This is a genomic window from Neobacillus niacini (assembly GCF_048572935.1).
GTDB classification, from domain to species: domain Bacteria; phylum Bacillota; class Bacilli; order Bacillales; family Cytobacillaceae; genus Neobacillus; species Neobacillus niacini.
Genome location: NZ_CP183883.1, coordinates 5,727,987 through 5,754,266, shown reverse-complemented (window position 1 = coordinate 5,754,266; position 26,280 = coordinate 5,727,987). Strand labels below are relative to the sequence as shown.

At 38.5% G+C, this 26,280-nt stretch carries 23 protein-coding genes and 1 pseudogene; 16 read left to right on the top strand and 8 right to left on the bottom strand.

Annotated features, from left to right (window positions below):
- The first annotated feature begins 14 nt into the window (after nucleotides 1-14).
- Nucleotides 15-1,476: pseudogene (locus ACN6MT_RS28245) on the top strand (alanine/glycine:cation symporter family protein).
- Nucleotides 1,477-1,589: 113 nt separating this feature from the next.
- Here the strand turns inward: ACN6MT_RS28245 and ACN6MT_RS28240 are convergent.
- Nucleotides 1,590-2,099 (bottom strand): ferritin, encoded by a 510-nt coding sequence (locus ACN6MT_RS28240; RefSeq protein WP_419954126.1) that lies wholly within the window; start codon nucleotides 2,097-2,099, stop codon nucleotides 1,590-1,592.
- Nucleotides 2,100-2,437: 338 nt separating this feature from the next.
- On the opposite strand from ACN6MT_RS28240, the gene ACN6MT_RS28235 reads away from it, so the two are divergent.
- The 5 genes from ACN6MT_RS28235 (at nucleotide 2,438) to ACN6MT_RS28215 (ending at nucleotide 7,476) form a co-directional block, all read left to right on the top strand.
- On the top strand, nucleotides 2,438-3,418 hold the full coding sequence (locus ACN6MT_RS28235) for a tRNA dihydrouridine synthase (RefSeq protein ID WP_419954125.1): 981 nt from the start codon (nucleotides 2,438-2,440) through the stop codon (nucleotides 3,416-3,418).
- A gap of 293 nt (nucleotides 3,419-3,711) precedes the next feature.
- Nucleotides 3,712-4,809 carry an ABC transporter ATP-binding protein gene (locus ACN6MT_RS28230; RefSeq protein ID WP_419954124.1) on the top strand — a complete coding sequence of 366 codons (1,098 nt, stop codon included), beginning with the start codon at nucleotides 3,712-3,714 and terminating at the stop codon, nucleotides 4,807-4,809.
- On the top strand, nucleotides 4,799-5,602 hold the full coding sequence (locus tag ACN6MT_RS28225; protein WP_419954123.1) for an ABC transporter permease: 804 nt from the start codon (nucleotides 4,799-4,801) through the stop codon (nucleotides 5,600-5,602). The genes ACN6MT_RS28230 and ACN6MT_RS28225 overlap by 11 nt, the downstream gene beginning before the upstream one ends.
- Nucleotides 5,603-6,403 (top strand): ABC transporter permease, encoded by an 801-nt coding sequence (locus tag ACN6MT_RS28220; RefSeq protein ID WP_419954122.1) that lies wholly within the window; start codon nucleotides 5,603-5,605, stop codon nucleotides 6,401-6,403.
- Nucleotides 6,400-7,476, top strand: a complete 1,077-nt coding sequence (locus ACN6MT_RS28215; RefSeq protein WP_419954121.1) for an ABC transporter substrate-binding protein — start codon at nucleotides 6,400-6,402, stop codon at nucleotides 7,474-7,476. The genes ACN6MT_RS28220 and ACN6MT_RS28215 overlap by 4 nt, the downstream gene beginning before the upstream one ends.
- 299 nt (nucleotides 7,477-7,775) lie before the next feature.
- On the opposite strand, the gene pstB is transcribed toward ACN6MT_RS28215, so the two are convergent.
- The 4 genes from pstB to ACN6MT_RS28195 are packed head-to-tail and all read right to left on the bottom strand — an operon-like array spanning nucleotide 7,776 to nucleotide 11,227.
- Nucleotides 7,776-8,561, bottom strand: a complete 786-nt coding sequence (gene pstB, locus ACN6MT_RS28210) for a phosphate ABC transporter ATP-binding protein PstB (RefSeq protein WP_419956544.1) — start codon at nucleotides 8,559-8,561, stop codon at nucleotides 7,776-7,778.
- Between the two features lie 41 nt (nucleotides 8,562-8,602).
- Nucleotides 8,603-9,427 carry a phosphate ABC transporter permease PstA gene (gene pstA, locus ACN6MT_RS28205; protein WP_419954120.1) on the bottom strand — a complete coding sequence of 275 codons (825 nt, stop codon included), beginning with the start codon at nucleotides 9,425-9,427 and terminating at the stop codon, nucleotides 8,603-8,605.
- A 1-nt stretch (nucleotide 9,428) separates the two neighbouring features.
- Nucleotides 9,429-10,328, bottom strand: coding sequence for a phosphate ABC transporter permease subunit PstC (gene pstC, locus ACN6MT_RS28200; RefSeq protein WP_235847109.1), 900 nt, complete (start codon nucleotides 10,326-10,328; stop codon nucleotides 9,429-9,431).
- Between the two features lie 59 nt (nucleotides 10,329-10,387).
- On the bottom strand, nucleotides 10,388-11,227 hold the full coding sequence (locus tag ACN6MT_RS28195) for a phosphate ABC transporter substrate-binding protein (RefSeq protein ID WP_063253108.1): 840 nt from the start codon (nucleotides 11,225-11,227) through the stop codon (nucleotides 10,388-10,390).
- A 380-nt stretch (nucleotides 11,228-11,607) separates the two neighbouring features.
- On the opposite strand from ACN6MT_RS28195, the gene ACN6MT_RS28190 reads away from it, so the two are divergent.
- Both ACN6MT_RS28190 and ACN6MT_RS28185 read left to right on the top strand, forming a co-directional pair.
- Nucleotides 11,608-13,284 (top strand): M4 family metallopeptidase, encoded by a 1,677-nt coding sequence (locus ACN6MT_RS28190; protein WP_419956543.1) that lies wholly within the window; start codon nucleotides 11,608-11,610, stop codon nucleotides 13,282-13,284.
- Nucleotides 13,285-13,417: 133 nt separating this feature from the next.
- Nucleotides 13,418-14,368, top strand: a complete 951-nt coding sequence (locus ACN6MT_RS28185; RefSeq protein WP_419954119.1) for a carbohydrate kinase family protein — start codon at nucleotides 13,418-13,420, stop codon at nucleotides 14,366-14,368.
- A 246-nt stretch (nucleotides 14,369-14,614) separates the two neighbouring features.
- Here ACN6MT_RS28185 and ACN6MT_RS28180 read toward each other — a convergent pair whose 3' ends face one another.
- From ACN6MT_RS28180 to ACN6MT_RS28170, 3 genes are all read right to left on the bottom strand, one after another.
- Nucleotides 14,615-14,854, bottom strand: a complete 240-nt coding sequence (locus ACN6MT_RS28180; protein ID WP_419954118.1) for a hypothetical protein — start codon at nucleotides 14,852-14,854, stop codon at nucleotides 14,615-14,617.
- A gap of 80 nt (nucleotides 14,855-14,934) precedes the next feature.
- Nucleotides 14,935-15,558 (bottom strand): DUF421 domain-containing protein, encoded by a 624-nt coding sequence (locus ACN6MT_RS28175; protein ID WP_419954117.1) that lies wholly within the window; start codon nucleotides 15,556-15,558, stop codon nucleotides 14,935-14,937.
- Nucleotides 15,559-15,780: 222 nt separating this feature from the next.
- Entirely contained in the window at nucleotides 15,781-16,119 is a 339-nt protein-coding gene (locus ACN6MT_RS28170; RefSeq protein WP_419954116.1) for a YmaF family protein, read from the bottom strand.
- A gap of 305 nt (nucleotides 16,120-16,424) precedes the next feature.
- On the opposite strand from ACN6MT_RS28170, the gene ACN6MT_RS28165 reads away from it, so the two are divergent.
- From ACN6MT_RS28165 to ACN6MT_RS28130, 8 genes are all read left to right on the top strand, one after another.
- A complete protein-coding gene (locus ACN6MT_RS28165; protein ID WP_419954115.1) occupies nucleotides 16,425-17,615 on the top strand; it encodes an NlpC/P60 family protein in 1,191 nt (396 codons plus the stop codon).
- Between the two features lie 159 nt (nucleotides 17,616-17,774).
- Nucleotides 17,775-19,040, top strand: coding sequence for an MFS transporter (locus tag ACN6MT_RS28160; protein WP_419954114.1), 1,266 nt, complete (start codon nucleotides 17,775-17,777; stop codon nucleotides 19,038-19,040).
- A 468-nt stretch (nucleotides 19,041-19,508) separates the two neighbouring features.
- On the top strand, nucleotides 19,509-21,419 hold the full coding sequence (abc-f, locus tag ACN6MT_RS28155; protein ID WP_419954113.1) for a ribosomal protection-like ABC-F family protein: 1,911 nt from the start codon (nucleotides 19,509-19,511) through the stop codon (nucleotides 21,417-21,419).
- A gap of 99 nt (nucleotides 21,420-21,518) precedes the next feature.
- A complete protein-coding gene (locus tag ACN6MT_RS28150; protein ID WP_419954112.1) occupies nucleotides 21,519-22,997 on the top strand; it encodes a protein adenylyltransferase SelO in 1,479 nt (492 codons plus the stop codon).
- Nucleotides 22,961-23,053, top strand: coding sequence for a hypothetical protein (locus ACN6MT_RS28145; RefSeq protein ID WP_419956542.1), 93 nt, complete (start codon nucleotides 22,961-22,963; stop codon nucleotides 23,051-23,053). Before ACN6MT_RS28150 ends, ACN6MT_RS28145 begins: the two co-directional genes overlap by 37 nt.
- Before the next feature lie 113 nt (nucleotides 23,054-23,166).
- Nucleotides 23,167-24,396, top strand: a complete 1,230-nt coding sequence (locus tag ACN6MT_RS28140; protein ID WP_419954111.1) for an efflux RND transporter periplasmic adaptor subunit — start codon at nucleotides 23,167-23,169, stop codon at nucleotides 24,394-24,396.
- Entirely contained in the window at nucleotides 24,380-25,060 is a 681-nt protein-coding gene (locus ACN6MT_RS28135) for an ABC transporter ATP-binding protein (RefSeq protein WP_063255391.1), read from the top strand. Before ACN6MT_RS28140 ends, ACN6MT_RS28135 begins: the two co-directional genes overlap by 17 nt.
- Nucleotides 25,057-26,265, top strand: coding sequence for an ABC transporter permease (locus ACN6MT_RS28130; protein WP_419954110.1), 1,209 nt, complete (start codon nucleotides 25,057-25,059; stop codon nucleotides 26,263-26,265). Before ACN6MT_RS28135 ends, ACN6MT_RS28130 begins: the two co-directional genes overlap by 4 nt.
- Nucleotides 26,266-26,280 lie beyond the last annotated feature (15 nt).

Genomic DNA, 26,280 nt, shown 5'->3' with positions numbered 1-26,280 from the left:
ATGAGGGAGTTTTTATGGGGGATTTAGTAAACTGGTTGAATGGATATGTTTGGAGTTCAGTATTGGTCTATACATTTTTAGGATTAGGATTGCTTTTCACCATTCTCACACGATTTGTTCAGATTAGATATATTAAAGACATGTTTAAGCTGACATTTCAAAGTGGAGGTTCAAAGGCAGGTGTTAGTTCTTTCCAGTCACTGGCAATGTCATTGGGCAGCAGGATTGGTACTGGGAATGTAGCGGGTGTCGCAACTGCCATTGCATTTGGTGGGCCTGGTGCTGTCTTCTGGATGTGGGTAGCGGCCATTTTAGGAAGTGCTACTTCTTTTATTGAAACGACTCTTTCTCAAGTCTACAAAAGTAAAATAAACGGGAAGTACCGAGGGGGTACCCCTTTTTACATCTTAAAAGGATTGAAGCTAAAATGGTTTGCAGTCTTATCAGCCGTTGTAACATTATTAGTTATGGCATTTTTATGGCCAGGTGTTCAGGCAAATACAGTAGCGTTAACGCTGAATAATGCTTTTGGAGTGTCACCTGAAGTGACTGGAATAGCAATGGCTATGCTGCTTGGTTTTATTATTTTTGGTGGTGTCAAGAGGATTGCTAAAACGGCTGAAATCATAGTTCCGTTTATGGCTATTGGCTATATATTAGTCTGTATTATTATCCTCAGCATGAATTACACCGTACTGCCAGATGTCCATTTCGCTTATTTTCACTAGTGCCTTTAATTTAAACTCCACTTTTGGAGGGTTAATGGGTTCGGCCGTAGCTTGGGGAGTACAAAGAGGGGTCTACTCAAGTGGAGCTGGCATAGGAAGTGAAACATTTGAAGCAGGTGCAGCAGAAGTATCACACCCCGCAAAACAGGGTTTAGTCCAGGCATTTTCTGTTTACATCGATACATTGATTATTTGTCCGGCAACCGCTTTTATGATCCTAATTACAGGAATGTATGACGTGAAACCGGAAGGAAAAGCTCCTATTACTGAAAGACTCGGAGATGTAGAACCCTCTGTTTACACACAGCTTGCTGTGGAATCTGCATTACCGTCATTCGGAATTGCCTTTATGGCTGTATCCTTATTCTTTTTCTGTTTTACCACTTTATTATCTTATTACTATAAAGCAGAGACAAATCTTGCTTTTTTGATAGGAAGTAAAAAGGTAAAATTCGATTGGCCGAACCATATACTGAAGGTCACTTTATTAGTTGCTACATTTTATGGAAGTATTCGAACAGCAGAGGTTGTCTGGGCAATGGGCGATCTAGGAATGGGAACAATGGCATGGATAAACCTTACGGTAATCCTGTTGCTTACGAAACCGGCACTTAAAGTCTTGAAAGACTATACAAGACAGAGAAAAGCAAACAAAGACCCAGTATTTAAACCTGCCAAACTTGGAATCGACGGGGCTGAGTTCTGGGAAACGAAACAGAAAAAGAAGAGCGGCTCTATCGCCTCCTAAAATATAGCTGAAGTTGTTATATAAAATTAATACTGTCCTAGAACCTTAGTTAATATTTAATCCCTCTCAAAATCAAGTTAAAAAAACAGATTTTGAGGGGGATTTGTCGTTGATTAACCTGCTGCTGGGGGAGTGACAGTAGCAGTTCTCCTGCCTAACTCTTGATCTAATAATAAAAGAGCAGATGGGTTATTTTCAGCTAATTTTAGACGATCGATAATCGTTTTAGCTTGTGCTTCTTCGTCTATTTGTTCTCTTAAAAAGTCTTGTATAATAATAGCAGCTTGAGGATCTACTTGATTGACATAATTAAAGGCCTGTCTGTAAGAGTTTGTAACAAATTGCTCATGTGCTAATACCTTTTGAAAGGTTTCTAATGGTGTACCGAAGTTACTTGGTTGAGCAGGAAGGTTACTGAGTTGTACAGTACCATCACGATCTACAACAAAATCAATTAATCTAAGCATATGGGTTCTCTCTTCTTCAGATTGTAACCTTAGCCAATGGGCCATCCCTGTTAAGTTCTGTCTTCCCATATAAGCAGACATTGCAAGATATAATGTTGTTGATACATGTTCAATTTGAATTAAATTATTGAACAATTTCTGAAGTTCCTCATTCATTTTTTTTTCACTCCTATTTCGAAATATCCATTCAATTTTATTGTATAAACAAAACAAAGAAAGGTACCTTGGCCCATTTCTGTTGTGAAAAATGACAGTGAGATGTGATGTTTCAAGTTTTCTGGTAATGGTTTAGAAACAGTGGAATACTAGTTATAGCGTGGATTTTAGCAGGAGTAATTGCTTATTAAGAGTCTGTTAAATGAATATAACATGCCCTCTGTTTGATAAAAAGTACTAAAGCATGGTATAAGTGTAGAAGAAGCAGAGACATTCTGCTTTTTAATTTTGGGAGAAGGGGGTTTTCCTGATCCCTTAATGAGAGGATTTGAAGTAATATGAAAGAAAATTTTTGGCGTGATTTACCACGACCTTTTTTTATACTGGCACCAATGGAAGATGTGACGGATGTTGTTTTCCGCCATGTTGTAAGTGAAGCAGGCAGACCGGATGTGTTTTTTACTGAGTTTACAAACAGTGAGAGTTACTGTCACCCACAGGGGATGCAGAGTGTGCGCGGGCGTTTGACTTTTACAGAGGATGAACAACCAATCGTTGCCCATATATGGGGGGATAAGCCTGAAAACTTTCGGCAAATGAGTATTGGCATGGCGGAACTTGGCTTTCGCGGTATTGATATCAATATGGGCTGTCCTGTACCAAATGTGACACAGAATGGGAAGGGAAGCGGCCTAATCCTTCGTCCAGATGTTGCAGCAGAGTTAATACAAGCAGCCAAAGCAGGAGGATTGCCAGTAAGTGTAAAGACAAGGCTTGGTTTCACAGAAGTAGACGAATGGCATGAATGGCTGACACATATATTGAAACAAGACATTGTCAATCTATCCATTCATCTGCGTACAAGGAATGAAATGAGCAAAGTAGATGCTCATTGGGAGCTAATTCCGGAGATTAAGAAACTTCGTGACCAGGTGGCACCAGATACACTTTTGACGATCAATGGGGATATTCCTGACCGTCAAACTGGCTTGAAGTTGGCAAATCAATACGGTGTTGATGGGGTTATGATTGGGCGTGGTATTTTTAAAAATCCGTTTGCTTTTGAGAAAGAGCCAAGAGAGCACAGCACGAAGGAGTACCTTGATCTTCTAAGATTGCAACTAGACCTTCAAGATAAATATTCAGAAGAATTGCCACGTTCAATCACAGCACTGCATCGGTTCTTCAAAATTTATGTTAAAGGTTTCCCGGGGGCAAGTGAATTAAGAAATCAATTAATGAACACTAAGTCAACTGATGAAGTCCGTACATTACTTGATAACTTTGCTTCGAACAATCTCGATGAAATAAATAAGTAATAACTTGCGAAAAGAACCCGAAAAAAACGGGTTTTTTTTGTGAAAAGAAATGAAAAGCGGAAATGATTAAGGGGAATTCTCCACAGGGCATCCACTCATAGTCATCTCATCATTTGAGTAAATACAAGGAAAACAATTGATTTTTTTACCTTTCTATGACTACACTCAATTCGATACCTTTCCATATAATCTAATTGTTTTGCACTTGCTATTCCTGTTTCCATCAATGTTACTTTTAAAATAATTTATATGTTACCGCTACAAATTTTTATTCTTATTCATAGGAGGCTTTCATGGCAAACGATATTATTATCCGATTCGATAACGTAACAAAATTTTATGACAGTCAGACGAAAGTTTTACAAGACGTGAGCTTTGAACTTGAACGTGGGAAATTTTACACATTACTTGGTCCTTCGGGTTGTGGTAAAACGACAATTTTACGTATCATTGCAGGCTTTGAAAAACCGACTACAGGGAATGTATACATTAATGGAGAGTGTGTAAACGACGTACCAGCAAATGACCGTCAAGTAAACACTGTATTCCAAGACTACGCGCTATTTCCGCACTTAAATGTATTTGAAAATGTGGCATTCGGTTTACGAATTAAAAAAGTTAAAGAGTCTGAGATTAAAGTACGTGTAGCAGAGGCATTAAAGTTCGTAAACTTAGCAGGTTATGAAAACCGTGAAATTACAGAAATGTCAGGCGGTCAGCGTCAAAGGGTTGCAATCGCACGCGCTATAATTAATGACCCTGAAGTGATACTACTAGATGAGCCATTATCAGCACTTGATTTAAAACTGCGCACAGAAATGCAATACGAATTGCGAGAACTGCAGCAGCGACTTGGTAAAACATTTATTTTCGTGACGCATGACCAAGAAGAAGCTTTGGCGATGAGTGATGAGATTTTCGTTTTAAACGAAGGGATCATCCAGCAATCTGGTACGCCAGTTGATATTTACGATGAGCCAATTAACCGGTTTGTTGCGGACTTCATTGGGGAGTCAAACATCGTTGAGGGTGTTATGCTAGAAGATTATAAAGTTAAGTTTGCTGGGAAAGTATTTGACTGTGTCGACGGCGGAATGAAGAACAACGAAAAAATCGATGTTGTCATTCGTCCAGAAGATCTTCAAATTACATCACAAGAAGCAGGTAAAATAGGTGTTACCGTCGATACGCAGTTATTCCGCGGCGTACATTATGAGTTGTCGACATATGACAAAGATGGAAATGAGTGGCTTGTACACTCGCTGAAAAAGGCTGAAGTAGGTGCACAAGTAGGTCTTGATTTCGATCCAGAGGCGATTCATATTATGCGTCTAAATGAAACTGAAGAAGAATTTGATGCACGCATAGAGGCGTATACGAATGAAGTTTAAGTCAAAATCAGCATTCGTCCCATATATACTTTGGATTGCACTCTTCGTTATTGCACCGATTGGGCTTATTTTGTATTATTCGATGCTCGATTTGAACGGAGAATTTACGCTCGTGAACTATAAAAACTTCTTTACATCGGCATATTTAACGATGACGTTAACGAGCTTTTGGTATGCATTAATCATTACGTTTTTTACGCTATTAATCTCTTATCCTACTGCGTATCTATTAACAAAAACCAAGCATAAGCATTTGTGGCTGATGCTCATTATTATTCCTTCATGGATTAATTTATTATTAAAAACGTATGCATTTATTGGTATTTTCGGTTTATACGGACCGGTCAATGCAATAGTGGAACTGTTTGGCTTTGACCCGGCGCAAATTCTATTTACCGACTTTAGTTTCGTGTTCGTTGCGGTGTACATTTTTATACCGTTTATGATTATCCCTATTTTCAACGCGTTAGACAAAATGAATCCGTCATTAATTTACGCAGCACGTGATTTAGGTGCTTCACCGCTTACGACGTTCCGACGCGTCATTTTTCCTTTAACTATTGAAGGTGTAAAATCAGGGATTCAAGTAACGTTCATCCCTGCTCTCTCCCTCTTCATGATTACGCGCTTAATTGCTGGGAATAAAGTAATTACGCTTGGTACAGCGATAGAACAGCAATTTTTAGTTGCGCAAAATTGGGGAATGGGTTCAACCATTGCTGTATTTTTAATCTTAATTATGTTTGCAATCATGAGATTTACACGCACAAAGAAAAAGGGAGGCCGAGCATAAATGAGATCAACGTTAACACCTCTAGCTAAAGTATATTTAGCCATCGTGTTTATTATTTTATATGCACCGATCTTCTACTTGATTTTTTATTCATTTAATAGCGGCGGTTCAATGGGGTCATTTGAAGGTTTTACACTAGAACACTATCAAGCAGTGTTTGATGATAACCGGTTACTCGTTATCTTAATCAATACAGTGATTGTGGCACTCCTATCTGCGTTAATAGCAACCATTATCGGTACACTTGGAGCAGTTGGTATTGTTTCATTAAGAAATCACAAAATACGTAACATTGTATTATCATTAAATAATATTTTGATTGTTAGCCCAGATGTTGTCATTGGAGCAAGCTTCTTAATATTATTCACAATGATTGGGGTTAAGCTTGGCTTTGCCTCCGTATTAATTTCACATATTGCCTTCAGTATCCCCATCGTCGTATTAATGGTCTTGCCTAAGATATTGGAAATGAATACGAACTTAATTGATGCAGCACTTGATTTAGGAGCGAACCGCCGCGCTGTATTAACACGTGTTATTGTTCCATATATTAAACCTGGGATTTTAGCTGGTTTCTTTATGGCCTTAACCTATTCATTGGATGACTTTGCTGTTACATTTTTTGTTACTGGTAACGGATTTAGTACATTGTCTGTTGAAATCTATTCCATGGCACGTGCAGGTATTACGTTAACCGTTAATGCAATCTCGGGACTAGTGTTTATCGTGACAGTCGGCATTGTCGTTATGTATTATTTCATAACAATGAGGTCGAGAAAAACGGAGGGCTCTACTCGATGAAATCTTTAATTCAAATAATGTTAGCAATCATTATAGCATGTGGTATCCTTTCGTTTGTGGCGTCAAAACTTGAAGCAGCAAGCACAGCTGGGGGAAAGGACACTTTAATCGTATACAACTGGGGAGAATATATTGATCCGGCACTGATCAAGCAGTTTGAAAAAGAAACAGGTATTTCTGTTATTTATGAAACGTATGATTCAAATGAAGCAATGTTAACGAAAATTAGACAAGGCGGCACATCCTATGATGTCGTTGTCCCATCAGAATATACGATTGAAACCATGATTAAAGAAGATTTGTTAATAGAAATTGATCATTCGAAACTTCCCAATTTGCAAAATATTGATCCTTACTTTCTAGATTTACCATTCGATCCGAAAAACAAATATTCCATTCCATACTTTTGGGGAACGGTTGGTGTAGTTTATAATCCTAATGAAGTCCCAAAACATCTCACTTTTGATTCTTGGGACGATTTATGGGACCCAGCACTAAAAAATAAAGTATTTTTAGTAGATGGTGCACGTGAGGTCATCGGTATGGGCTTAAACAGTTTAGGTTATTCGTTAAATTCACGTGACGAAAAGGAATTACATGAAGCCTTAGAAAAATTAAAGCAGCTAAATGGAAATGTCAAAGCGATTATTGGTGATGAAATTACGCCACTAATGATTAATAATGAGGCGACAGTGGCCGTAACATTTTCTGGTCAAGCAGCAGACATGATGTACGAAAACGAAGAGTTGGACTACGCCGTCCCACAAGAAGGCTCAAACTTATGGTTCGATAACATGGTTATACCTAAAACATCAAAAAATGTGGATGGCGCTCATCAATTCATAAACTTTATGCTAGATGCAGAAGTGGCTGCACAAAATACTGATTATGTAGGATATGCGATTCCAAATAAAGCAGCGTGGGAACTATTAGATGATGAAGTGGTAAACGATGAACGTTTTTACCCACCCGAAGAAAGTCGGAAAAACTTAGAAGTATATGAAAACCTAGGTCTTGAGCTGCTGGGAAAATATAACGAATACTTTTTAGAATTTAAAATGTCACTAGAGTAATTCCCTCAATAAGGGGCCAAAATTCATAAAGGAATTTTGGTCCTTTTTGTACTCAAATGTAGGAAAGAAGGCGTTCACAATATTATAGAAAAGACTAACTGAATTGGAAAAGTAATATAACCTCCCAAAAAAAACCGCATAGAAAAACACAGAAGATACCGAAATCCCTGTGCCTCTCTATGCGGTCTTAAATTTGATTCACCTAGTTACTTTACGAATTCAAATCATACATCTGACCTTTTATTAAATAGACTTTACCTTCTGTGATATTGGTAATATGGGTACTGTTCGATTTAAAATCAACCGAATCGGCCAGTAATATAATCTTCCGTTCTTTGATCGCTTGGCATCGAGAAGATTTTACCGGTTACATCATATTCCACGACTTCCCCGCTTAGGAAAAATGCAGTTTTATCTGAGACTCTCGCTGCTTGTTGCATATTATGGGTAACAATGACAATGGTATAATCCTTCTTCATTTTTTCTATCAGTTCTTCCACTTTTAAAGTAGAGATAGGGTCTAATGCGGAAGTAGGTTCATCCATTAGAATAATATCCGGTTTCATCGCGATGGCACGTGCGATACATATACGCTGCTGTTGACCGCCAGATAGACCAAGCGCCGAGTGTTTAAGACGATCTTTCACTTCATCCCAAATGGCTGCACCTCGTAAGCTGCTTTCAACAATTTCATTTAGCTCTTGTTTATTTTTAATGCCTTGCATTCTTGGACCATATGCCACATTATCATAAATACTCATTGGAAAAAGATTTGCTTTCTGAAACACCATACCTACTTTGGTTCTTAAATTTATAACATCAGTTGATTTGTATATATCTTCTTGATTAATCATAATATTGCCAGTAATTTTTACGCCATCAATTAAATCATTCATGCGGTTTAATGTTCGCAGGAAAGTGGATTTACCACATCCTGAAGGGCCTATTAGTGCGGTAACCTCATTTTCATGTATATCAAGTGATATGGAGTAAAGTGCCTGTTTTTCTCCATAGAACAAATCAAGATCTCTAACACTGATTTTCACTTCTTTATTTGGTTCCTGTACCAGCGTTGAATTATTCATCCTTACCTTTATCCCATTTGTATTCATGTCAACACCTCATTTTAATAGTCAGCTTTATTTAGTTTTTTCGAGATGAACGTTGCCGATAGATTCAACACTAGGATAATGACGATTAAGACGATTCCAACAGCTGAAGCTAATTCAATGTCACCTGATTCCTGTGTAACTAAAAACGAATGAACCGTTAATGTACGTGCTGATGAGAAGATGCTTGAAGGCATGGCTGCAACCGTTCCAGCCGTTAAAAATATCGCAGCGGACTCACCGACAATTCTTCCAATCGATAGGATTATTCCGGATAAGATACCAGGCATTGCACTAGGTAGAATGACTTTATATAAAGTTTGGAGCTTAGTGGTACCCAATGCTAGTGACCCCTCCCGATAGGAGTGAGGGACTGTTTTTAGCGATTCTTCGGTTGTTCGGATAATTACAGGTAAAACGATAATGGTTAATGTTAAGGAAGCAGCTATGATTGACATCCCTAATTTTAAAGTCGTAACGAAGAAAACTGCGCCAAATAATCCATAAATAATCGATGGTATCCCTGTTAAGCTTTCGGTTGCAAAACGAATGAGATTTACCAATCGACCTTGTTTTGCATACTCTTGCATATATACTGCAGCACAAATTCCAATTGGAGTTGCAATGAGTAATGAAATCACAATGGTATAAATGGTCGTAATAATCATCGGCCAAATACCACCGCCTCCAGCAGGGGAGTAGTCACCAAAGATGAAATCAAAGCTAATTAAACGATACCCCTTGAAAAAGATATAGCCAACAATCATGACAAGTATGGCAACCGTCAAGAAAGCTGATCCCCACAGAAGTGTACGGTACAGTTTATCTTTTTGCTTTCTCAACTTACTTACCACCCTTCGCACTAATTTTTGCTAATACAAAATTTAAAATTAAGATAAACGAGAATAAAACTATCCCTGTAGCAAATAACATCTCTTGGTGAGTTCCGAATGCATAACCCATTTCTAATGCAATATTCGTTGTTAATGGCCGCACACTGTCTGTAAGGCTTGTAGGCAGAATAAGACTGTTGCCGGCTACTAAGATAACAGCCATGGTTTCACCGATTGCTCTGCCTAAACCTAAAACAATTGCTGCCATAATCCCTGACTTAGCTGATGGGACAACCACCTTAAAGATGGTCTCAATCTCAGAAGCACCTAGAGCCAATGAACCTTCACGATATGTTTTTGGGACGGCACGGATTGCTGTTTCAGCAACTGTTACAATGGTTGGAAGCATCATGATTGCCAACACTAGGATAACCGCAATCAAGCTTTGTCCTTTTACTAGGTTTAATTGATTTTGTAAAAAAGGAACGATAAGTGCAAGTCCAAATACACCATATAAAACGGACGGAATTCCAGCCAGCAGCTGTACTGCTGGAGAAATCAATTTAGCTGCCCTTTTGGGTGCAATTTCAGCTAAGAAAATGGCTGTAAACAAACCTATTGGAACTCCAATCACTAATGCACCAATAGTTGCATAGATGGAGGCTACTATCATCGGCAAAATGCCAAATTTCTCTTCACTTGGAACCCAATCCACTCCAAAAAGAAAGTCAAAAAAGCTATATCCATCTACTAAAAAGGGGAGTGATCCTTTATAAAAAACAAATCCAACGATCAATAATAAACTGATAACAGATAGTAGTGCACAAAACTGAAATAATCTTGATGACAGCTTCTCTAACATGTACTTCCTCTTATTTGATTTCTTAATCTCGACGGTCTGCCGCGGCATACGCATTCCTCCATGAATCTCTTCTCTATTACTTGCTTAGTGGATCAGTATATCTGTTGTTATTTAATCGGGATAGCTCCAGTTTCACCAACAATTGCTTGCCCATCGGGACTCAAAATATAGTCGATAAACTGTTTTCCAGCGTCGGTAATTTGATCCTCTTTGTGAACAAATAAAAATGGACGTGACAGGCTATATTCTTGCTGCAAAACATTATTGGCTGTAGCCTCCACTCCATTAATATCTACAGTTGATATAGAAGAATCAATATATTCGAATGAAATAAAACCTACCGCATGCTTATTTGTTGCAACCGTCGTTTTAATATTTCCGTTACCACTCGCAATGATTGCGCTTCTTACTAATTCACCTGAAGAGTACCCTACTATCTCTTGGAAGGCGTCTCGTGATCCGGAACCATCTTCTCTGGAAACAACGACGATTTCCATGTCAGCGCCCCCTAGCTCTTTCCAGTTTGTAACCTCACCAGTAAAAATAGCCTTCACTTGATCCATCGTAAGGTTTTTCACTTTGTTGCTAGGATGTGTTACGACAACAATCCCATCATAAGCAATAATGGTCTCAACGAGCCCGCTAGCTTTTTCTTCCTCTTTTAAATCACGAGAGGACATTCCGATTTCTGATACTCCGTTTATGGCATTGGTTATTCCCGCAGAAGATCCAATTTGATTTATTTCAACCTTTACATTGCTTTTCTCTTTAAATTTTTCTGCAATTTTTTCTGCTAGAGGCCCTACAGACGTAGATCCTGAAACAGAAACGGTAGCTGAACCATCATTTGATGCTGCACCTTCATTACTACTATTTCCACATGCTGATAGAATGGCAGTTAAAAATAGTACCAATAATCCAAGCATTGTCTTTCTTTTTAACGTCATTTTTTTAACCTCCAAGGTGATCGATTGCTACATCTACTCGACATGTAAAGAATAAACGCTATTTGTAAAGATTAATTAGATGTTTTGTAAAGGTTTTGTAAATTTTATTAATTAAGTTTTAAAACAATGTAAATCCATCCATTATTACCATTACATAGAACCCGTGAGTGTCCCTAATCTCTTTTCATTTGAGAATATATGTAGTGTGTTTGTTTTTTGATAAAGGTAAATGTATATTGGTAAATTATGCCTAGTTAAATATAGGAAATAGGAAAATGTTTTTAGTTTTCATAATATTAAAATAATTACAATTATTCATGTGGTTTAAACTCTACTAAACTATAATGAGAGATGTGGAAAATAATAGGAGGTAGAGAATGATGAAGAAAAAGTTAATTTTACCTGTAGCCTTGTCAACAGTGATGTTAGCAGGCTCTATCCCGGTTAGCAGTGTTTTTGCTCAGACAGCTGATACTAAAGTCACTAATAGTGTACAAGCTATTAAGGCTTGGAATGAGAAAGCAAATGTTCCGTTATTTGTAAAGGAGCGATTTTCCGATAAATACTCATCTAGCAACTCTTCTGAAGCATTAAATTATTTGAAGAAAAACGAAGGCAAAACCGGAATAAATAATCCTGATAAGAATCTAAAAGTGAAGAGTGTACAAAAAGATAAACTCGGTATGACACACGTCCGCTTTAATCAGGCAGTTAATGGAGTGAGTGTTGAAGGATCCGAGGTTGTTGTCCATTTTAATAAGAATAATGAAGTGGTCTCGGTTAACGGAAGAGTAAATCAGACGATTGCCGATGACGCAGTTGACACGGCTGTTTCTTTAAGTAGTGAGTCTGCACTAAAGACGGCCTTATCCTCTGTCAGTGCCCCTGAAGAACTGACCTATGAGCCAACTGCTGAGCTTGTTGTCCTACCGTTTGAAGGAAAAAATTATACAACCTATAAAGTGAATGTTAACTTTATGGGGGATGAACCTGGAAACTGGTTTGTCTTTGTGGACGCGAAAACAGGCGAAGTTATCGATAAGTACAATGGATTAATGCATGCAGACGAAATGACAACACAAAAAGGTGCTGGAAAGGGTGTACATGGTGAGCACAGGGAATTACATATTACTCAAGTAAAGGAACCGAATGCAGGAACGAAGTTTGCGTTAGCTGATTACTCTCATGAAAACCTTGGTGGAATCGTGACGTATGACGCTAAAAATGATAATACATCGAGTAATGATACTCTCTATGTAGGAAATTCAGCTGCATTTATCGGGGACTATGATCGGGCGCTGGTAGACGCACACTACAATTCCGAAAAGGTTTATGAGTATTACTTAAATGAGCATGGCCGTAATTCTCTTGATGGGGAAGGAATGGCAATCATTTCAAAAGTTCACTATGGCAATAATTATAACAATGCTTCCTGGAATGGGCGTTGGATGACTTATGGTGATGGTGACGGTGTGTTCATGACCTCTCTATCCGCTGGCCTTGACGTTGCTGCCCATGAAATGACACATGGCGTAATCACTCATTCTGCTAATTTAGTGTATCGCAATCAATCTGGAGCATTAAACGAATCGTTTGCCGACGTGTTTGGTGCACTCGTTGATGATAGTGATTGGGAAATGGGCGAGGATATTATGGCCCCGGCTGCTAAAGCTGACGGTGTAACTGTATTGCGCAGTTTAAGTAATCCAAACAGCGTGGTTGTCAGCAACGAGCAAAGAAGGGCGTACAGCACAAATGGCGGGGTTTATCCAGATCATATGGACGAGTTTTATCATATGCCAACTTCTGTTGATGGCGGGGGTGTTCATGTAAACTCCTCCATTACAAATCATGCTGCATACTTGATTGGCCAAGAAATCGGAAGAGAGAAATTAGGGCAAATCTATTATCGTGCTTTGACAGTCTATCTAACTCCAAATTCTGACTTCAGCGACGCACGTCAAGCTATCATTCAGTCCGCAATTGATATTTATGGTGAAGGAAGTGCAGAAGTGGCTGCAACCAATTCTGGATTCGATGCAGTGGGTATAGACTAATATTTTTAGAAAATACTCCTATTTTAATATTGTTTATGTTCCCTCGAACTTTAGGTTTGAGGGATTTTTCTGTACGTTAACGAGAAAAAAGTAAAAATAGTTTATAATAGTGTTTCAAGAAGGAGGGCTATTGTTGGGTAAACAAGGAGTTATATCATTAGGAGAACCTTTTGTAGATTATATATCAACGGATAGCACGAATACGAAATTTCGGCAGCTGTTAGGAGGGGCTACTGTAAACCTAGCAGTAGGTACCAGTAGACTTGGGTTGCCTACTTACTTTTTGTGTAAATTGGGGACAGATTCAATTGGTGAATTTGTAGAACAAGAATTAAAGAAGGAAGGAGTTAATCTTAAATTTTCTGTTCGTTCTGCTATAAAAAGAATGTGTGGAGTCTATGTACATCTGACAGAAAGTGGCGAGAGAAACTTCCATTCTTATTTAAACCATACACCAGAAGAAGTTTTAACAGAAAAAGAAATAAGAAGAGAGGTTTTTGAAAAAACTCGAATTTTTTATTTTGGCTCTGGTACCCTTTTTCAACAAAACTCCAAAAAGTCCACCGAGGCTGCACTAAAATATGCAAAGGAATCTTCCAATCTAATCGCCTTTGATGCCAATCTACGTTTAAAACGGTGGGAAAGTGAAGACCATTGTCGTAAAACAGTGATATCGTTCCTTACACATGCTACTATCGTCAAGTTGGCTGAGGAGGAGTTAAATTTCTTAATGGAAACTAATTCACTTGAGGGTGGATTGGAAAAAATATCAAAATGGGACATTCCTTACCTATTTATCACAATGGGAGGGGAAGGTGCTTGTGGAGTAATGAATGGTAACAAAGTTACCAGCCTCGCTCCGAAGGTGGACGCAGTTGATACAACCGGTGCAGGGGATGCTTTTATGTCCGGACTTTTATATTGCTTTCACGAAAAGGGAATGCCTTCGGGGAAAACGGAATTAACGGAGTATCTTCAGTTTGCTAACTGTGTTGGTGCTCAAGCAACAACACAAATTGGATCTTTATCTTCCAGAATGGATTTAATGGAGTTGAAAAAAATTTTTATGCAAGGAAGCATTTAAGAGGAAGCACCATTTTCCTGTATATCTATCATTCATTGTGTCTCTGTACTTGTTTTAAACGGAGGCAAGCGGCAGAATCCGATTAGGGATTTCTGTCGTTTTTTTTTTGCACTAAGCATGATACAGTCAATGGGTGCAAATACCGAACTGTGAAAAGAGAAGAAACCATAGCATAATGTAAATGTTTCCGCGGGATGAAAAATCTAAACCCTTGAAGACATCGCTCCAAGGGCTCCGTTTTGAAAGTTAACAACAGGACCCGTGATGGAATCCATGATGATGGTGAAATGGATAGCCGCCATAACCCATGCCGTGACCAGGAAAACCACCATAGCCCATGCCGTAACCAGGAAAACCGCCATGACCCATGCCGTAACCAGGAAAGCCACCATAGCCCATACCGTAACCAAGGAAACCACCATAACCCATGCCATATCCAGGAAAACCACCATAACCCATACCGCTGCCAAAGAATTGTCTATCCATTATTTTTTTCCTCCTCAAATTGTTTCAAAGTAGTGTATGTGTCCATATTCAAAGAGGAATGGATATTTGCCTATTTCATGTTAGTTATCTTTCCCTGGATTGTAGTAAAAAGGATTACTTTTATGGTCCTTTTCTTCATTATTATCAATAAATAACTTTCCATCTCCTAAAAGAGTTGCCAATGTAATATTTTCTACTCGTTCTCCCTTGTTTTCAAGCTCATTCATTAGCCATCCACGGTCTAATTGCAGATATTTTAAATTATGGTCTATGATCTGTCCATCCATGATTAATGGTATTGGAATAAATTCTTTCTTTACTTGTAAATTTAAATCATTAGGTTGAACAGGCCGATATTCTGACTTAGGGATCACACTAATATCTCCTGTTTCCTCCATTACTGCAATAGATATACTTTGAATGTCTGTGTACCCTTTTACTCTTAGATGTGATAATAATTCGTTCATAGGCATTCTTACCTTCTTTAAGCCTTTTCTGTCAATATTACCATTTTGAATTAACACTGTAGGACTTTCATATATAATCCATCTCAATTTATTATGTAACGATAATCGAATAAAAATCTTATATAAAATTACTGTTATTCCAGCATAGATAAGGGCTTTACCCATATTATGATCTTCAACAGGAGCACTAATGATATTGGTAAGAATGAGGATATAGATAATATCAAATGTATGCATCTGAGCGACTGCTTTTTTTCCAGTAAATCTTATAAACAAATATCCTACCACAAAAACCAAGAAAGTACGGTAAAATGCTTCCAAATTTGCACTCCCTTATAAGAATTTTCTAGAAATAATATATAGTATTTAACATTTATTCCCTCTCTAAACCAGAATAAAAAAACTACACTCCTCATTGTTAGAAAGTGTCCAACAATAAGGGTGCTAGATCTACATTATTTATCTATTACCTGGCGCCGGCTTGTCAACCCCTCTTACATGATGCCTATGCCCATTATCTTCGGAGGTGTAAAAATCATAATAATGAACATGCATCCCATTGCCTACTGGTATAGCAGGACCTGAATACGCCTGATAATGATGGGTATGCCCATCCTCAAAAACTACATATCCCTCTGTGTAATGAATGTGATTTTGATCCTGTGTTGGTATGGGAGGTGAAGTGACATCTAAACACTGGTGGACATGACCGGCTTCCACCGAAGTATAATCAACAGATCCATGATTATGGTGCGGTACAAAGCCATTTACAAAATCATCTTTTCCTACATTAGGCATAACAAACTCCCCCTTTAATTCATAATATTTTCTCAACTAATCAGTTATGTTATAGACTTGTGAAATATTCCTAAGGTATGAAAAAGGCTGCTTTATTTATTCTCTTATACACGTAACGACAAAAATACCCAAGATCCTGCTTTCCCCTTGAGATTTCCGGCTGAGAAATTAATAGATTATTCTACAATAAATTACAATTTAATTACATTTCCGACTATATCATTGTTTTTTAGTCCTCTTGCAATATAAACTAGTAATATATTAAAAGTTTAAATAAATGTGCCCTAACAAGAGGAGATTCTGTGATGTTAAAAAAATACATAAAATATCTAGTAACCGCTTCCATCCTTGCTGCCACAATACAAGTAACACCTACTTATGCCAATCCAATAACAAACGGACAAATCGATGCTACCAAGGAACAAATTAATGACTTTGAAACAAAGATTCAACAATTGGACAACTCTATTAGCTTAGCAATGGAGAAAAGTCGAGAACTAAATGAAAAGATTGTAAATCAACAGGGTAAAATTGAGAAAACCGAAGCGGAAATTGTCAAAGCTGAAACTGCTTTAGAAAATCATAAAGAAGTTTATTCTGAGCGCCTTAAAAGCATTCAATTAAAGGGAAATCAATCTGTCATTACCTACGCAGAGCTTTTGCTTTCATCTGGCAGCGTTTCTGATTTTTTTAATCGGTTTACAGCCATTTCGCAGTTTATCGAAAGTGATACAGAATTACTAAACGGCTTAAATCAAAAAGAACAGGCCTTAGTAGAAGCAAAGGAAGAATTACATAATCAGGTTAACCAATTAAAACAGAACCAAGTGGAATTAGCCGCTAAACAACAACAGATTGAAAAAGATAAAGAGCAAATTCAAAAGGATTTAGCCGACGCACAGGGCATATTACAAACTCAACTTGCCCAACAAGCGGCTGAACAACAGGCTTTAATAGCCCAGCAGGCTGCAGAACAAGCCCAACAACAATCGGTACCGCAAACTTTAGTAGCCGCCCAAGCACCATCAACACCAACAACACCAACAACACCAGCAACACCAGCACCAGCACCAGCAACACCAGCACCATCAGTATCACCATCACCATCAACACCTGCTGTTGTTGCTCCAAATGCAGTAAGCCCGGCAAGTGCAAATGCACTAATTGCCAATGCTAAACAATATTTGGGTGTTCCGTATGTATGGGGTGGGTCAACACCAAGCGGATTTGATTGTTCGGGATTTACTTCATATGTCTATCGTTCCGTTGGCATTAGTCTTCCAAGGACGTCAAGCGCTCAGCAAAATGTTGGAACAAGAGTCCCATTAAATCAACTACAGCCAGGAGATTTAGTATTCAGAGGTTCTCCTGCCTATCATGTCGGGATTTATATCGGGGGCGGACAATATATTCATGCGCCTCAAACGGGTGATGTTGTGAAAATTGCTACTTTTAAGCCGTCTATGTTTTCAACTGCTTCTAGAGTTTTACGTTAAGCTCAGCATTTGTGATAAGTGAATATACTGATAAAGGCAGCTTCTTGATATGGGAGCTGCTTTTTTTGTTTTAGCTTTTAACTATTCCCTGCAATTCATAATCCTACTTTATAAAGTCTTTCATATATATAGGAGTAAAAGCCATCAGGAGATTAAACATTGGATAAACAAAATAGCAAATTCAGATGGATTGTATTCGTTTCTGTATTGTTTACTTACTTTTTAATGGCAAGTCAACGAACCGCACCAGGATTGATTACAGACCAGGTGATGAGGGATTTTCACGTTACAGCGTCAACAATTGGATTACTGACAAGTATACAATTTTTTGTTTACACTGGTTTACAAGTTCCAATGGGGATATTGGCTGACCGTTATGGACCTAATTTTTTTCTAATTATAGGGGCTATTCTTACGGGCGCAGGAACCATTATTTATAGTCTTGGGACCCATGAATCTGTCCTGTTTTTCGCAAGGATACTAACGGGAACAGGCGATGCGACCATCTGGGTTAATATGGTGTTAATTCTTGGTCAATGGTTTAAAGTAAAGGAATTTGTACGATTGATTGGATTTGCGGGAATGACAGGGAGTCTAGGTTTCTTACTGGCAACCGTCCCTTTCTCTCTATTGATTGACTTTCTTGGCTGGAGAGGGGCGTTCCTTTTAGCTGGAATACTATTATGTTTATGTGGAGTACTTCTTTATTTTGTTCTGATAAAAAAACCAAATCAAATCTTTGTTAATGAAATAGTTTCTTTGAAAAAAGTGGTTCAACATGAAAAGACTTTGTTTTTAATAAAAAGGATCTTTTCAAATCGGCAGGCATGGGCTTTATTTCTTTGTCACTTTGGAATTGTAGGTGCGTATGTTGGATTTATCGGTTCGTGGGCAGTGCCGTATGGGATGGATGTATATGGAATGACACGTTCCACCGCAAGCCAACTCATCATGATTGGACTTATTGGAGCACTTATAGGCGCTCCAGTATCTAGTTGGATTTCAAGCCGGTTGGGAACCATCAAACGGCCCTATGTGGTTATTCATATTATTATTTTATTGTGCTGGGCAGCTTTTCTTTTATTTAATGGGACTCCTCCATTTGTCATGCTAATCATACTTTTCTTTATTATAGGCTTTGGATATGGAGCAAGTGCCCTCACCTTTGCTGTCGTTCGTCAATCCTTTCCTTTAAAGGAGTCTGGTATTGTATCAGGGTTTGCAAACACAGGTGGATTTTTGAGTGCTGTCCTGTTGCCGAGTATTTTTGGAGTGGTATTGGATCAATTTCAAACTGCCTCAGGCAGCGGGGTGAATGGATACTTCTTCGGATTTATAACACCAGTTATCTTTTCATTACTTGGTTTGTCAGGCGTAATATCTATTAAGGAAAAGCGCAGGCAAAATTCAAAACAAACAGAATAGATGAAAAACATAAAATTTGTATTTACAAAATGATGGAAAAATGAGATAATAAGGAAAATTTTGAAGGGGGAAAGTAAGTTTATGGAACCAACTAATTGCTAATATTAATTTATTTTTAAAATTAATATTGATTTTGTATGGAGTGTCAATTTGCCTATAAAAATTAGGTTTATTTGTTATGCTCTTTATGGAATTATGGCAATTTAGAAGGTAACTTACTTTACTGAATCAAGATGATCATTTATTTGAAGATCACCGCTTTTTTAAGGCGGGGCATTAACATGCGCTTTTTTGTGTGCGCACGTTCGATTAAACTCCTTCAAATAATTTAAATCACTGATAACTAGACTGTAAGAAGAAACATCTTCTTATGGTCTTTTTTATTTTACAAATAAATAGGTAATGCAGGTTCTTCTTTGCCTATCCATAAAAGGTGTAACTGGATTATGGATGAAAGAAGGAGATCGTATGTTAGAAATGAAATTGCATGGCGTTAAAAAATTTATGGAAGCCACTCTTGTGGTTGAAAATATAACATTTGAAGCTTATGAAGGAGACAAGGTAGGCATTGTCGGTCCCAATGGAAGCGGAAAAAGTACGATTCTTAAGCTGATAGCAGGAATCGAAAAGATGCATTACTATCCAGGTTACCCGCAAACCTCAAGTCCTGGATATGATGAAGGTTTAATTAACCTGCCAAGAGGAGCAACTACCGCATATCTTGAACAATCCCCTGTGTATAGGGAGGATTTAAAAGTGATAGATGTGCTTAATTTGGCGTTTGAAGAGATTGTCAGCATTGAGAGTCAAATGCGAGAATTAGAAAATCAAATGAAAACGCTTGAAGGTACGAACCTTGAGAAGACATTAAATAAATATAGTGAGTTGGTCCAGCATTTTGAAGTGAAAGGTGGATACGAACGAGAAGAGAAATTAAGCAAGGTTTGTAGCGGACTTCATTTTTCCGAAAGCTTTTTAGACAAGGATTTTCATTTATTAAGCGGCGGTGAAAAAACGACCGTAGTCCTTGGGAAGCTTTTGATTCATAATCCAGATATATTGCTATTGGATGAACCAACCAATCATTTAGATATGGAAGCCATTGAATGGCTTGAAGGCTACCTAAAAAGCTACAAGGGAATTGTCATTATTGTATCCCATGACCGATACTTTTTGGATCATGTAGTAAATAAAATTGTGGAAATAGAAGATATGCAATCCATATCCTACAAGGGCAATTATTCCTCTTTTGTAAGTCAGAAAGAAGAGAATATGCGGATTCAATATGAGCACTTTCGAGAACAGCAGAAAAAGATTAATAACATGGAAAATCAAGTGACTAGTCTGAGAGATTGGGCGATGAGGGCTGATAATAATAAGTTCTTTAGAAGAGCCGCAAGTATTCAAAAAAAGCTCGAAAAAATGGAGCGTATTGATAGACCTGTTTTTGAGCGGCGGAATATGAGACTTGATTTAAAGGTTGCCGGAAGGTCGGGAAAGGAAACCATCAAGGCAATTGGACTTTTCAAAAGTTACCAAGATAAGGTGATTTTTAAAGATGCAAACCTTATGATTCATTATGGTGAACGCGTCGGACTGGTCGGTCCAAATGGAAGTGGCAAAACCAGCTTCTTAAAGATGCTTTTAGGAGAAGAACAGACATATCAAGGTGTGGTGGAATTAGGTGCTAAAGTAATGGCAGCCTATTTACCTCAAAAAATTACGTTCAAAAATGAAGAGCAAACAGTGCTGGAGGCTTTTAGAGAAGATATATCAATACCCGAGGGAAAAGCTAGAGAATATTTAGCAAAATTCATGTTTTATAAGAAAAGCCCATTTAAAAGAGTAAAGCATTTATCAGGCGGCGAGCGGATTAGACTTAAGCTTGCTATGCTGTTATATCAAGACATTAATTTATTGATCCTGGATGAGCCAACGAATCATCTTGATATTGACTCCATCGAAACTCTTGAGGAAGCACTCGAAGACTTTAAAGGTACAATATTCTTCATCTCTCATGATAGATATTTTATTAATAAAATCGCAGAAAAAGTTATTGCTTTGGAGGATTATCGCTTTAATAGCTATCCGGGAAATTATGATTATTATAAAAGTCAGCAGCCCAAGGAGGAACAAATTGTAAAGCGTGAAAAAAGCAAGAAACAGAGCCACAATTCTCAAGATGAAAACGTGGAAGTTGAATTGGCAAAAGTACTCGCTAGGATTGAAAGTCTAGAGAAAGAACTCCTAATAATCGATTTAGCGATGGCCCAAAACTCAATTGAGTACGAAGAGCTTAATAAACTTTTCATCCGGAAGAGAGACTTAAATCAGGAACTAGATACTGCTTTAGAATGGTGGGTAAGCATTAGTAATTAATAGGAGTATCTAATTGGGTATAATAACTATGAATGGGCAGACAGTAAAACTTAGCCGTATTTGCAAAGTATTATTGAATCGGCATAAGGGGATTTGGAAATGGGGGATACAATGACTAAAGAATTAAGTGAAACTGGATGGAATTTTGATAATAGTTACGCTCGTTTGCCACAAACGTTTTTTACTAGCCAGAATCCAACACCAGTGCGTTCACCCAAGCTAGCTGTCTTTAATAAACCGCTGGCAGCATCACTAGGTTTGAACGTCTCAACCTTGGAAAGTGAAGATGGGGCAGCTGTGTTAGCAGGTAATAAAATCCCTGAGGGGGCGTCACCACTTGCCCAAGCTTATGCAGGTCATCAATTTGGGCACTTTACGATGTTAGGTGACGGTCGGGCTGTACTTCTGGGAGAACAGATTACACCACAGGATGAACGATTTGATATTCAGCTAAAGGGTTCAGGAAGAACACCCTACTCACGTGGGGGAGATGGCAGGGCTGCGCTAGGTCCTATGCTTCGTGAGTATATTATCAGTGAAGCGATGTTTGGATTAGGTATTCCTACCACTCGCAGTTTAGCAGTGGTAACAACCGGTGAAGAAATTGCCCGTGAATCCTATTTACCAGGGGCTATTTTAACCCGGGTAGCTGCTAGCCATCTTCGCGTTGGCACCTTCCAATATGCCGCAAGGTGGGGAAGCCAAGAGGAACTTAGGGAGCTGGCGGACTATGCCATAAAACGCCATTATCCTGAAATTCAAGATGAGGAAAACCGGTATCTCATGTTCCTAGAAGAAGTGATTAAGCGCCAAGCAATGTTAATTGCTAAATGGCAGCTTGTTGGCTTTATTCACGGAGTCATGAATACAGATAACATGACCATAAGCGGAGAAACGATTGATTACGGTCCTTGTGCCTTCATGGATACCTATGACCCGGCTACTGTATTCAGTTCTATTGACAGAGAAGGTCGGTATGCATATGGGAATCAACCAAATATAGGTGTCTGGAATTTAGCAAGGTTAGCTGAAGCTCTTTTGCCGCTTCTGCATGAAAATCAGGAACAGGCAGTTACGCTCGCACAAGATAAGCTGTCCGACTTTGCTCAGTTTTTTGAATCGAATTGGCTTGAGGGAATGAGAGCGAAACTAGGATTATTTAATGAGGAGGAGCAAGACAACCCCCTTATTAAAGACCTCTTAGACATGATGCAAAAGCACAATGCTGACTATACAAACACATTCAGAGCGTTAACTTTGAATAAACCAGAAGAAATTATTCTACATGGAACACCGGAATTTACTGAGTGGCTAGAACGGTGGAATACCAGACGGGACAGACAGGAAGAATCGAAGGAATCCTCCATTCAATTAATGAGAAACAGTAATCCTGCTGTTATTCCACGGAACCACCGTGTTGAGGAAGCACTGGAAGCAGCAAATAATGGGGATTATAGTGTTATGGAGAGGCTTCTAGAGGTTTTATCCAATCCATATGCTTACTCAGAAGAACAGCTAGAATATACAACGCTGCCTGGACCATCACCTCGTCCTTATCGAACCTTTTGTGGAACTTGAGACTGCAATATGAAAAAGCAAAAGCCCTTCAGCAGAAGGGCTTTTTGTTTGTATAGATTCCATCGATTGTAAATGAAAAAATATCCCATTTAAATCTATTGAAAATTTTTCCAGTACCTTTATAGTAGATATTAGTGTGATAAATAATAGAATTAACGGGGGTATATGGGTGAAGAAAAAGGTGTGGATTTGGGTAGCAGCTATTGTGGGAATACTTATCATTGCGAGCACGGGTACATATTTATATGCAAATGCAGGAACAAAACAGGTAAGTAATGATAAGGGTGTAATGAATATTAGCGTACAAAAAGTCAGTGAACAAGAATTGGTAGAATCGATTCTTGTTACGGGTAAAATTGTCCCCGAAAGTGAACAAAAAGTCTATTTAGAACCTGAAAAAGGAGAAATTATTGAATTTAAAGTTACAGAGAACCAGGCTGTCAAAGCTGGGGACCCATTAGTAGTCTATGATTCTTCAAAAATAGAGAGTGAACTTAAGAGAGCTGTTCGTGAAAAAGAATTGCTGCAAAGTAGAGGGAAAACAGAACAAAGCCAGATTGCTGATAGTACGAAGCGCCTAGCCGAGGCGAAGAAAAAGTTGGAAACGCAGGGTACTAGTACAGGAGAAGAGGCACCTGAGGGCTTGCTAACACAAGAAGACATAAATCAGCTATCGAATGAAAAGGTTCAACAAGAAATGCAGTATGAAAATACAAAGACGGAAATTACATCGGCTGAGGATCGAATAAAAGAATTTAATGCACAGAAAAATCAAATGACGGTTGTTAGTAAAATGGATGGGATTATTGTAAAGGTTAATCAAAATCCAGTAAATACGGAGGCTGGTGCAACAGAACCTGTCATCCACATTATTTCTAGCCAACCCTATAAAGTGATTGGGTCAATGAGTGAATTTGACACAGTCAAGATTAAGGAAGGACAACCAGTTATTATCCGTCCAAAAGTTTTTAAAGATCGTGAATGGAAAGGAACGGTTGAATCTGTTTCACAATTTCCAAATGCCGATGGCGGCGGGGGAGAAGGATTTCAAGGCGGCGGTGGAGCTGGTAACGTGACTATGTATCCTTTTAAGGTTGTCATTACAGACGATACATCCGAGTTACGTCAGGGCTTCCATGTTTCCTTAGAAATAAAAGCAGGTGATGCCGCAAAAAAAATTGCAATCCCACATCCTGCTTTAATCGATGAAGCGGGGATCAAGGTTGTTTATATTTTAAAGGATGGGAAATTAGAAAGGCGCGAAGTGCAAACCGGAGTTATGAACGACGCTTTCATTCAAGTCACATCAGGAGTTTCGCCAGGAGAGCTTGCGGTCCTTACACCAACTGAAGAAATGCACGATGGAATGGAAGTGACCGACTATGATGAAGTTAAGTAATATTAGAAAAGTATATGGTAAGGGTTCATTAGAGGTTCCCGTCCTTCATGGTATTGATTTAACCATAGAAGATGGAGAATTTGTCGCGATTATGGGGCCTTCTGGATCAGGAAAATCTACGTTAATGAATATTATAGGTTTTCTTGATTATCCATCTTCAGGTACATATGAACTAAACGGAGAACAAATCGCTGCAGCAAAAGAAACCACCCTCGCGAAGCTTCGAAATGAGCATGTGGGATTTGTTTTTCAACAATTTTTCATGTTCCCTAGAGACAATGCAATTAAAAATGTTGCCTCACCGCTTGTATATGCTGGGGTTTCCAAACGGGAGAGAACAGCAAGAGCAAAGGAACTACTTGTAAAAGTTGGTTTAGGAGACCGGATGAAACACTTACCAAATCAATTATCGGGTGGCCAAAAACAGCGTGTTGCGATTGCAAGGGCGCTAGTCAATAATCCTACTATTCTTTTAGCTGATGAACCGACGGGTGCACTTGATTCGAATACAGGCGAACAAATAATGAAACTGTTCACACAGCTTAATGAAGAAGGAAAAACGGTCATCATTGTTACGCATGAAGAAGAAATAGCGGCCTATGCTAAAAGGATCATCACGATTAAAGATGGTTTGATCACGGATGACCGGAGGGTAACCACATGAACATATGGGATAGTTTTAAAATCGCCCTTTCGTCAATCTGGAATCATAAAATAAGGTCCATTCTTACCATGCTTGGTATTATCATAGGTGTAGCTGCTGTTATTACTATCGTAGCAATTGGTCAAGGTACAAAAAAGCAAATGACGGATGAATTGTTTAGTACCGACAAGAATGCGATTGATATTTATTATGAGTATATTCCCCCTGAAGATGACCCGGAAATGATGTTTTGGGAAGAACCAGAATTAACGTCTGAAGATGTCCAAACACTCTCTAAAGTTCCGGGAGTAAAGGCAGTGGTTGCAACGAATCAAGGCTGGGGAATGATGACACATAATGATGAGCAGGGTGAAATGCAAATTACCGGCGTTGGAGCGGAATTCTTCCCTGCTAGAGATATTCAAGTAGTTGAAGGACGATCTCTCTATGCAGCAGATAACGATGGTTTGAATCGGGTAGTGCTGATTGATACAATAGCAAGAGAAAAGTTCTTTAAGGAATCCGAAAACCCAATCGGGGAAATTATTAATCTAAATGATAATCCATATAAAGTCGTGGGTGTGTATGAATCACCGCTGCCAGAACAATTCCGAAATAAGGAAACGGGTGAAATGCTTATGCCGCGTTCTGTCATCTCTATGATGTTTGGAAATCGAGAAATTGAACAATTAAAAGTGATTGCAAGCGACCCTGAAAACATCTCTGAAACAGGCAGGCGCGCTGCTGAAACGTTAACTGCAGTAAAAGGTCTTGAAAACGGCAAGTATTCGACAAATGATTTCGAAGATTATGAACGAGAATTAAACACAATGATATCGTTACTAACACTGCTAATTGGAAGTATCGCAGGTATTTCTCTATTAGTAGGCGGAATTGGTGTCATGAATATTATGCTTGTTTCGGTAACGGAAAGGACAAGAGAAATTGGATTGCGGAAAGCCATTGGTGCGACAAGAAGGAAGATTTTATTACAGTTTCTTATTGAGTCCATCACATTAACCTCATTAGGAGGGGTGATTGGAATTGGTTTGGCAGCGATAGGCAGTATACTTGTTTCAGAGTTTTCGCCTATTACTGCAACCGTTAGTCCGTTGATCGTTCTAATTGGGGTAAGTTTTTCAGCCATAATAGGTATTATCTTTGGATTGCTTCCCGCGAACAAAGCCTCTAAGCTTAGTCCGATTGAGGCATTAAGATACGAATAACAGAAAATGAATGAT

Coding starts and splice junctions, on each gene's coding strand:
- ACN6MT_RS28240 (WP_419954126.1), bottom strand. CDS start 2,099: ATGAATGAGGAACTTCAGAAATTGTTCAATAATTTAATTCAAATTGAA.
- ACN6MT_RS28235 (WP_419954125.1), top strand. CDS start 2,438: ATGAAAGAAAATTTTTGGCGTGATTTACCACGACCTTTTTTTATACTG.
- ACN6MT_RS28230 (WP_419954124.1), top strand. CDS start 3,712: ATGGCAAACGATATTATTATCCGATTCGATAACGTAACAAAATTTTAT.
- ACN6MT_RS28225 (WP_419954123.1), top strand. CDS start 4,799: ATGAAGTTTAAGTCAAAATCAGCATTCGTCCCATATATACTTTGGATT.
- ACN6MT_RS28220 (WP_419954122.1), top strand. CDS start 5,603: ATGAGATCAACGTTAACACCTCTAGCTAAAGTATATTTAGCCATCGTG.
- ACN6MT_RS28215 (WP_419954121.1), top strand. CDS start 6,400: ATGAAATCTTTAATTCAAATAATGTTAGCAATCATTATAGCATGTGGT.
- pstB (WP_419956544.1), bottom strand. CDS start 8,561: ATGAATAATTCAACGCTGGTACAGGAACCAAATAAAGAAGTGAAAATC.
- pstC (WP_235847109.1), bottom strand. CDS start 10,328: ATGCCGCGGCAGACCGTCGAGATTAAGAAATCAAATAAGAGGAAGTAC.
- ACN6MT_RS28195 (WP_063253108.1), bottom strand. CDS start 11,227: ATGACGTTAAAAAGAAAGACAATGCTTGGATTATTGGTACTATTTTTA.
- ACN6MT_RS28190 (WP_419956543.1), top strand. CDS start 11,608: ATGAAGAAAAAGTTAATTTTACCTGTAGCCTTGTCAACAGTGATGTTA.
- ACN6MT_RS28180 (WP_419954118.1), bottom strand. CDS start 14,854: ATGGATAGACAATTCTTTGGCAGCGGTATGGGTTATGGTGGTTTTCCT.
- ACN6MT_RS28175 (WP_419954117.1), bottom strand. CDS start 15,558: ATGCATACATTTGATATTATCTATATCCTCATTCTTACCAATATCATT.
- ACN6MT_RS28170 (WP_419954116.1), bottom strand. CDS start 16,119: ATGCCTAATGTAGGAAAAGATGATTTTGTAAATGGCTTTGTACCGCAC.
- ACN6MT_RS28165 (WP_419954115.1), top strand. CDS start 16,425: ATGTTAAAAAAATACATAAAATATCTAGTAACCGCTTCCATCCTTGCT.
- abc-f (WP_419954113.1), top strand. CDS start 19,509: ATGTTAGAAATGAAATTGCATGGCGTTAAAAAATTTATGGAAGCCACT.
- ACN6MT_RS28150 (WP_419954112.1), top strand. CDS start 21,519: ATGGGGGATACAATGACTAAAGAATTAAGTGAAACTGGATGGAATTTT.
- ACN6MT_RS28135 (WP_063255391.1), top strand. CDS start 24,380: ATGATGAAGTTAAGTAATATTAGAAAAGTATATGGTAAGGGTTCATTA.
- ACN6MT_RS28130 (WP_419954110.1), top strand. CDS start 25,057: ATGAACATATGGGATAGTTTTAAAATCGCCCTTTCGTCAATCTGGAAT.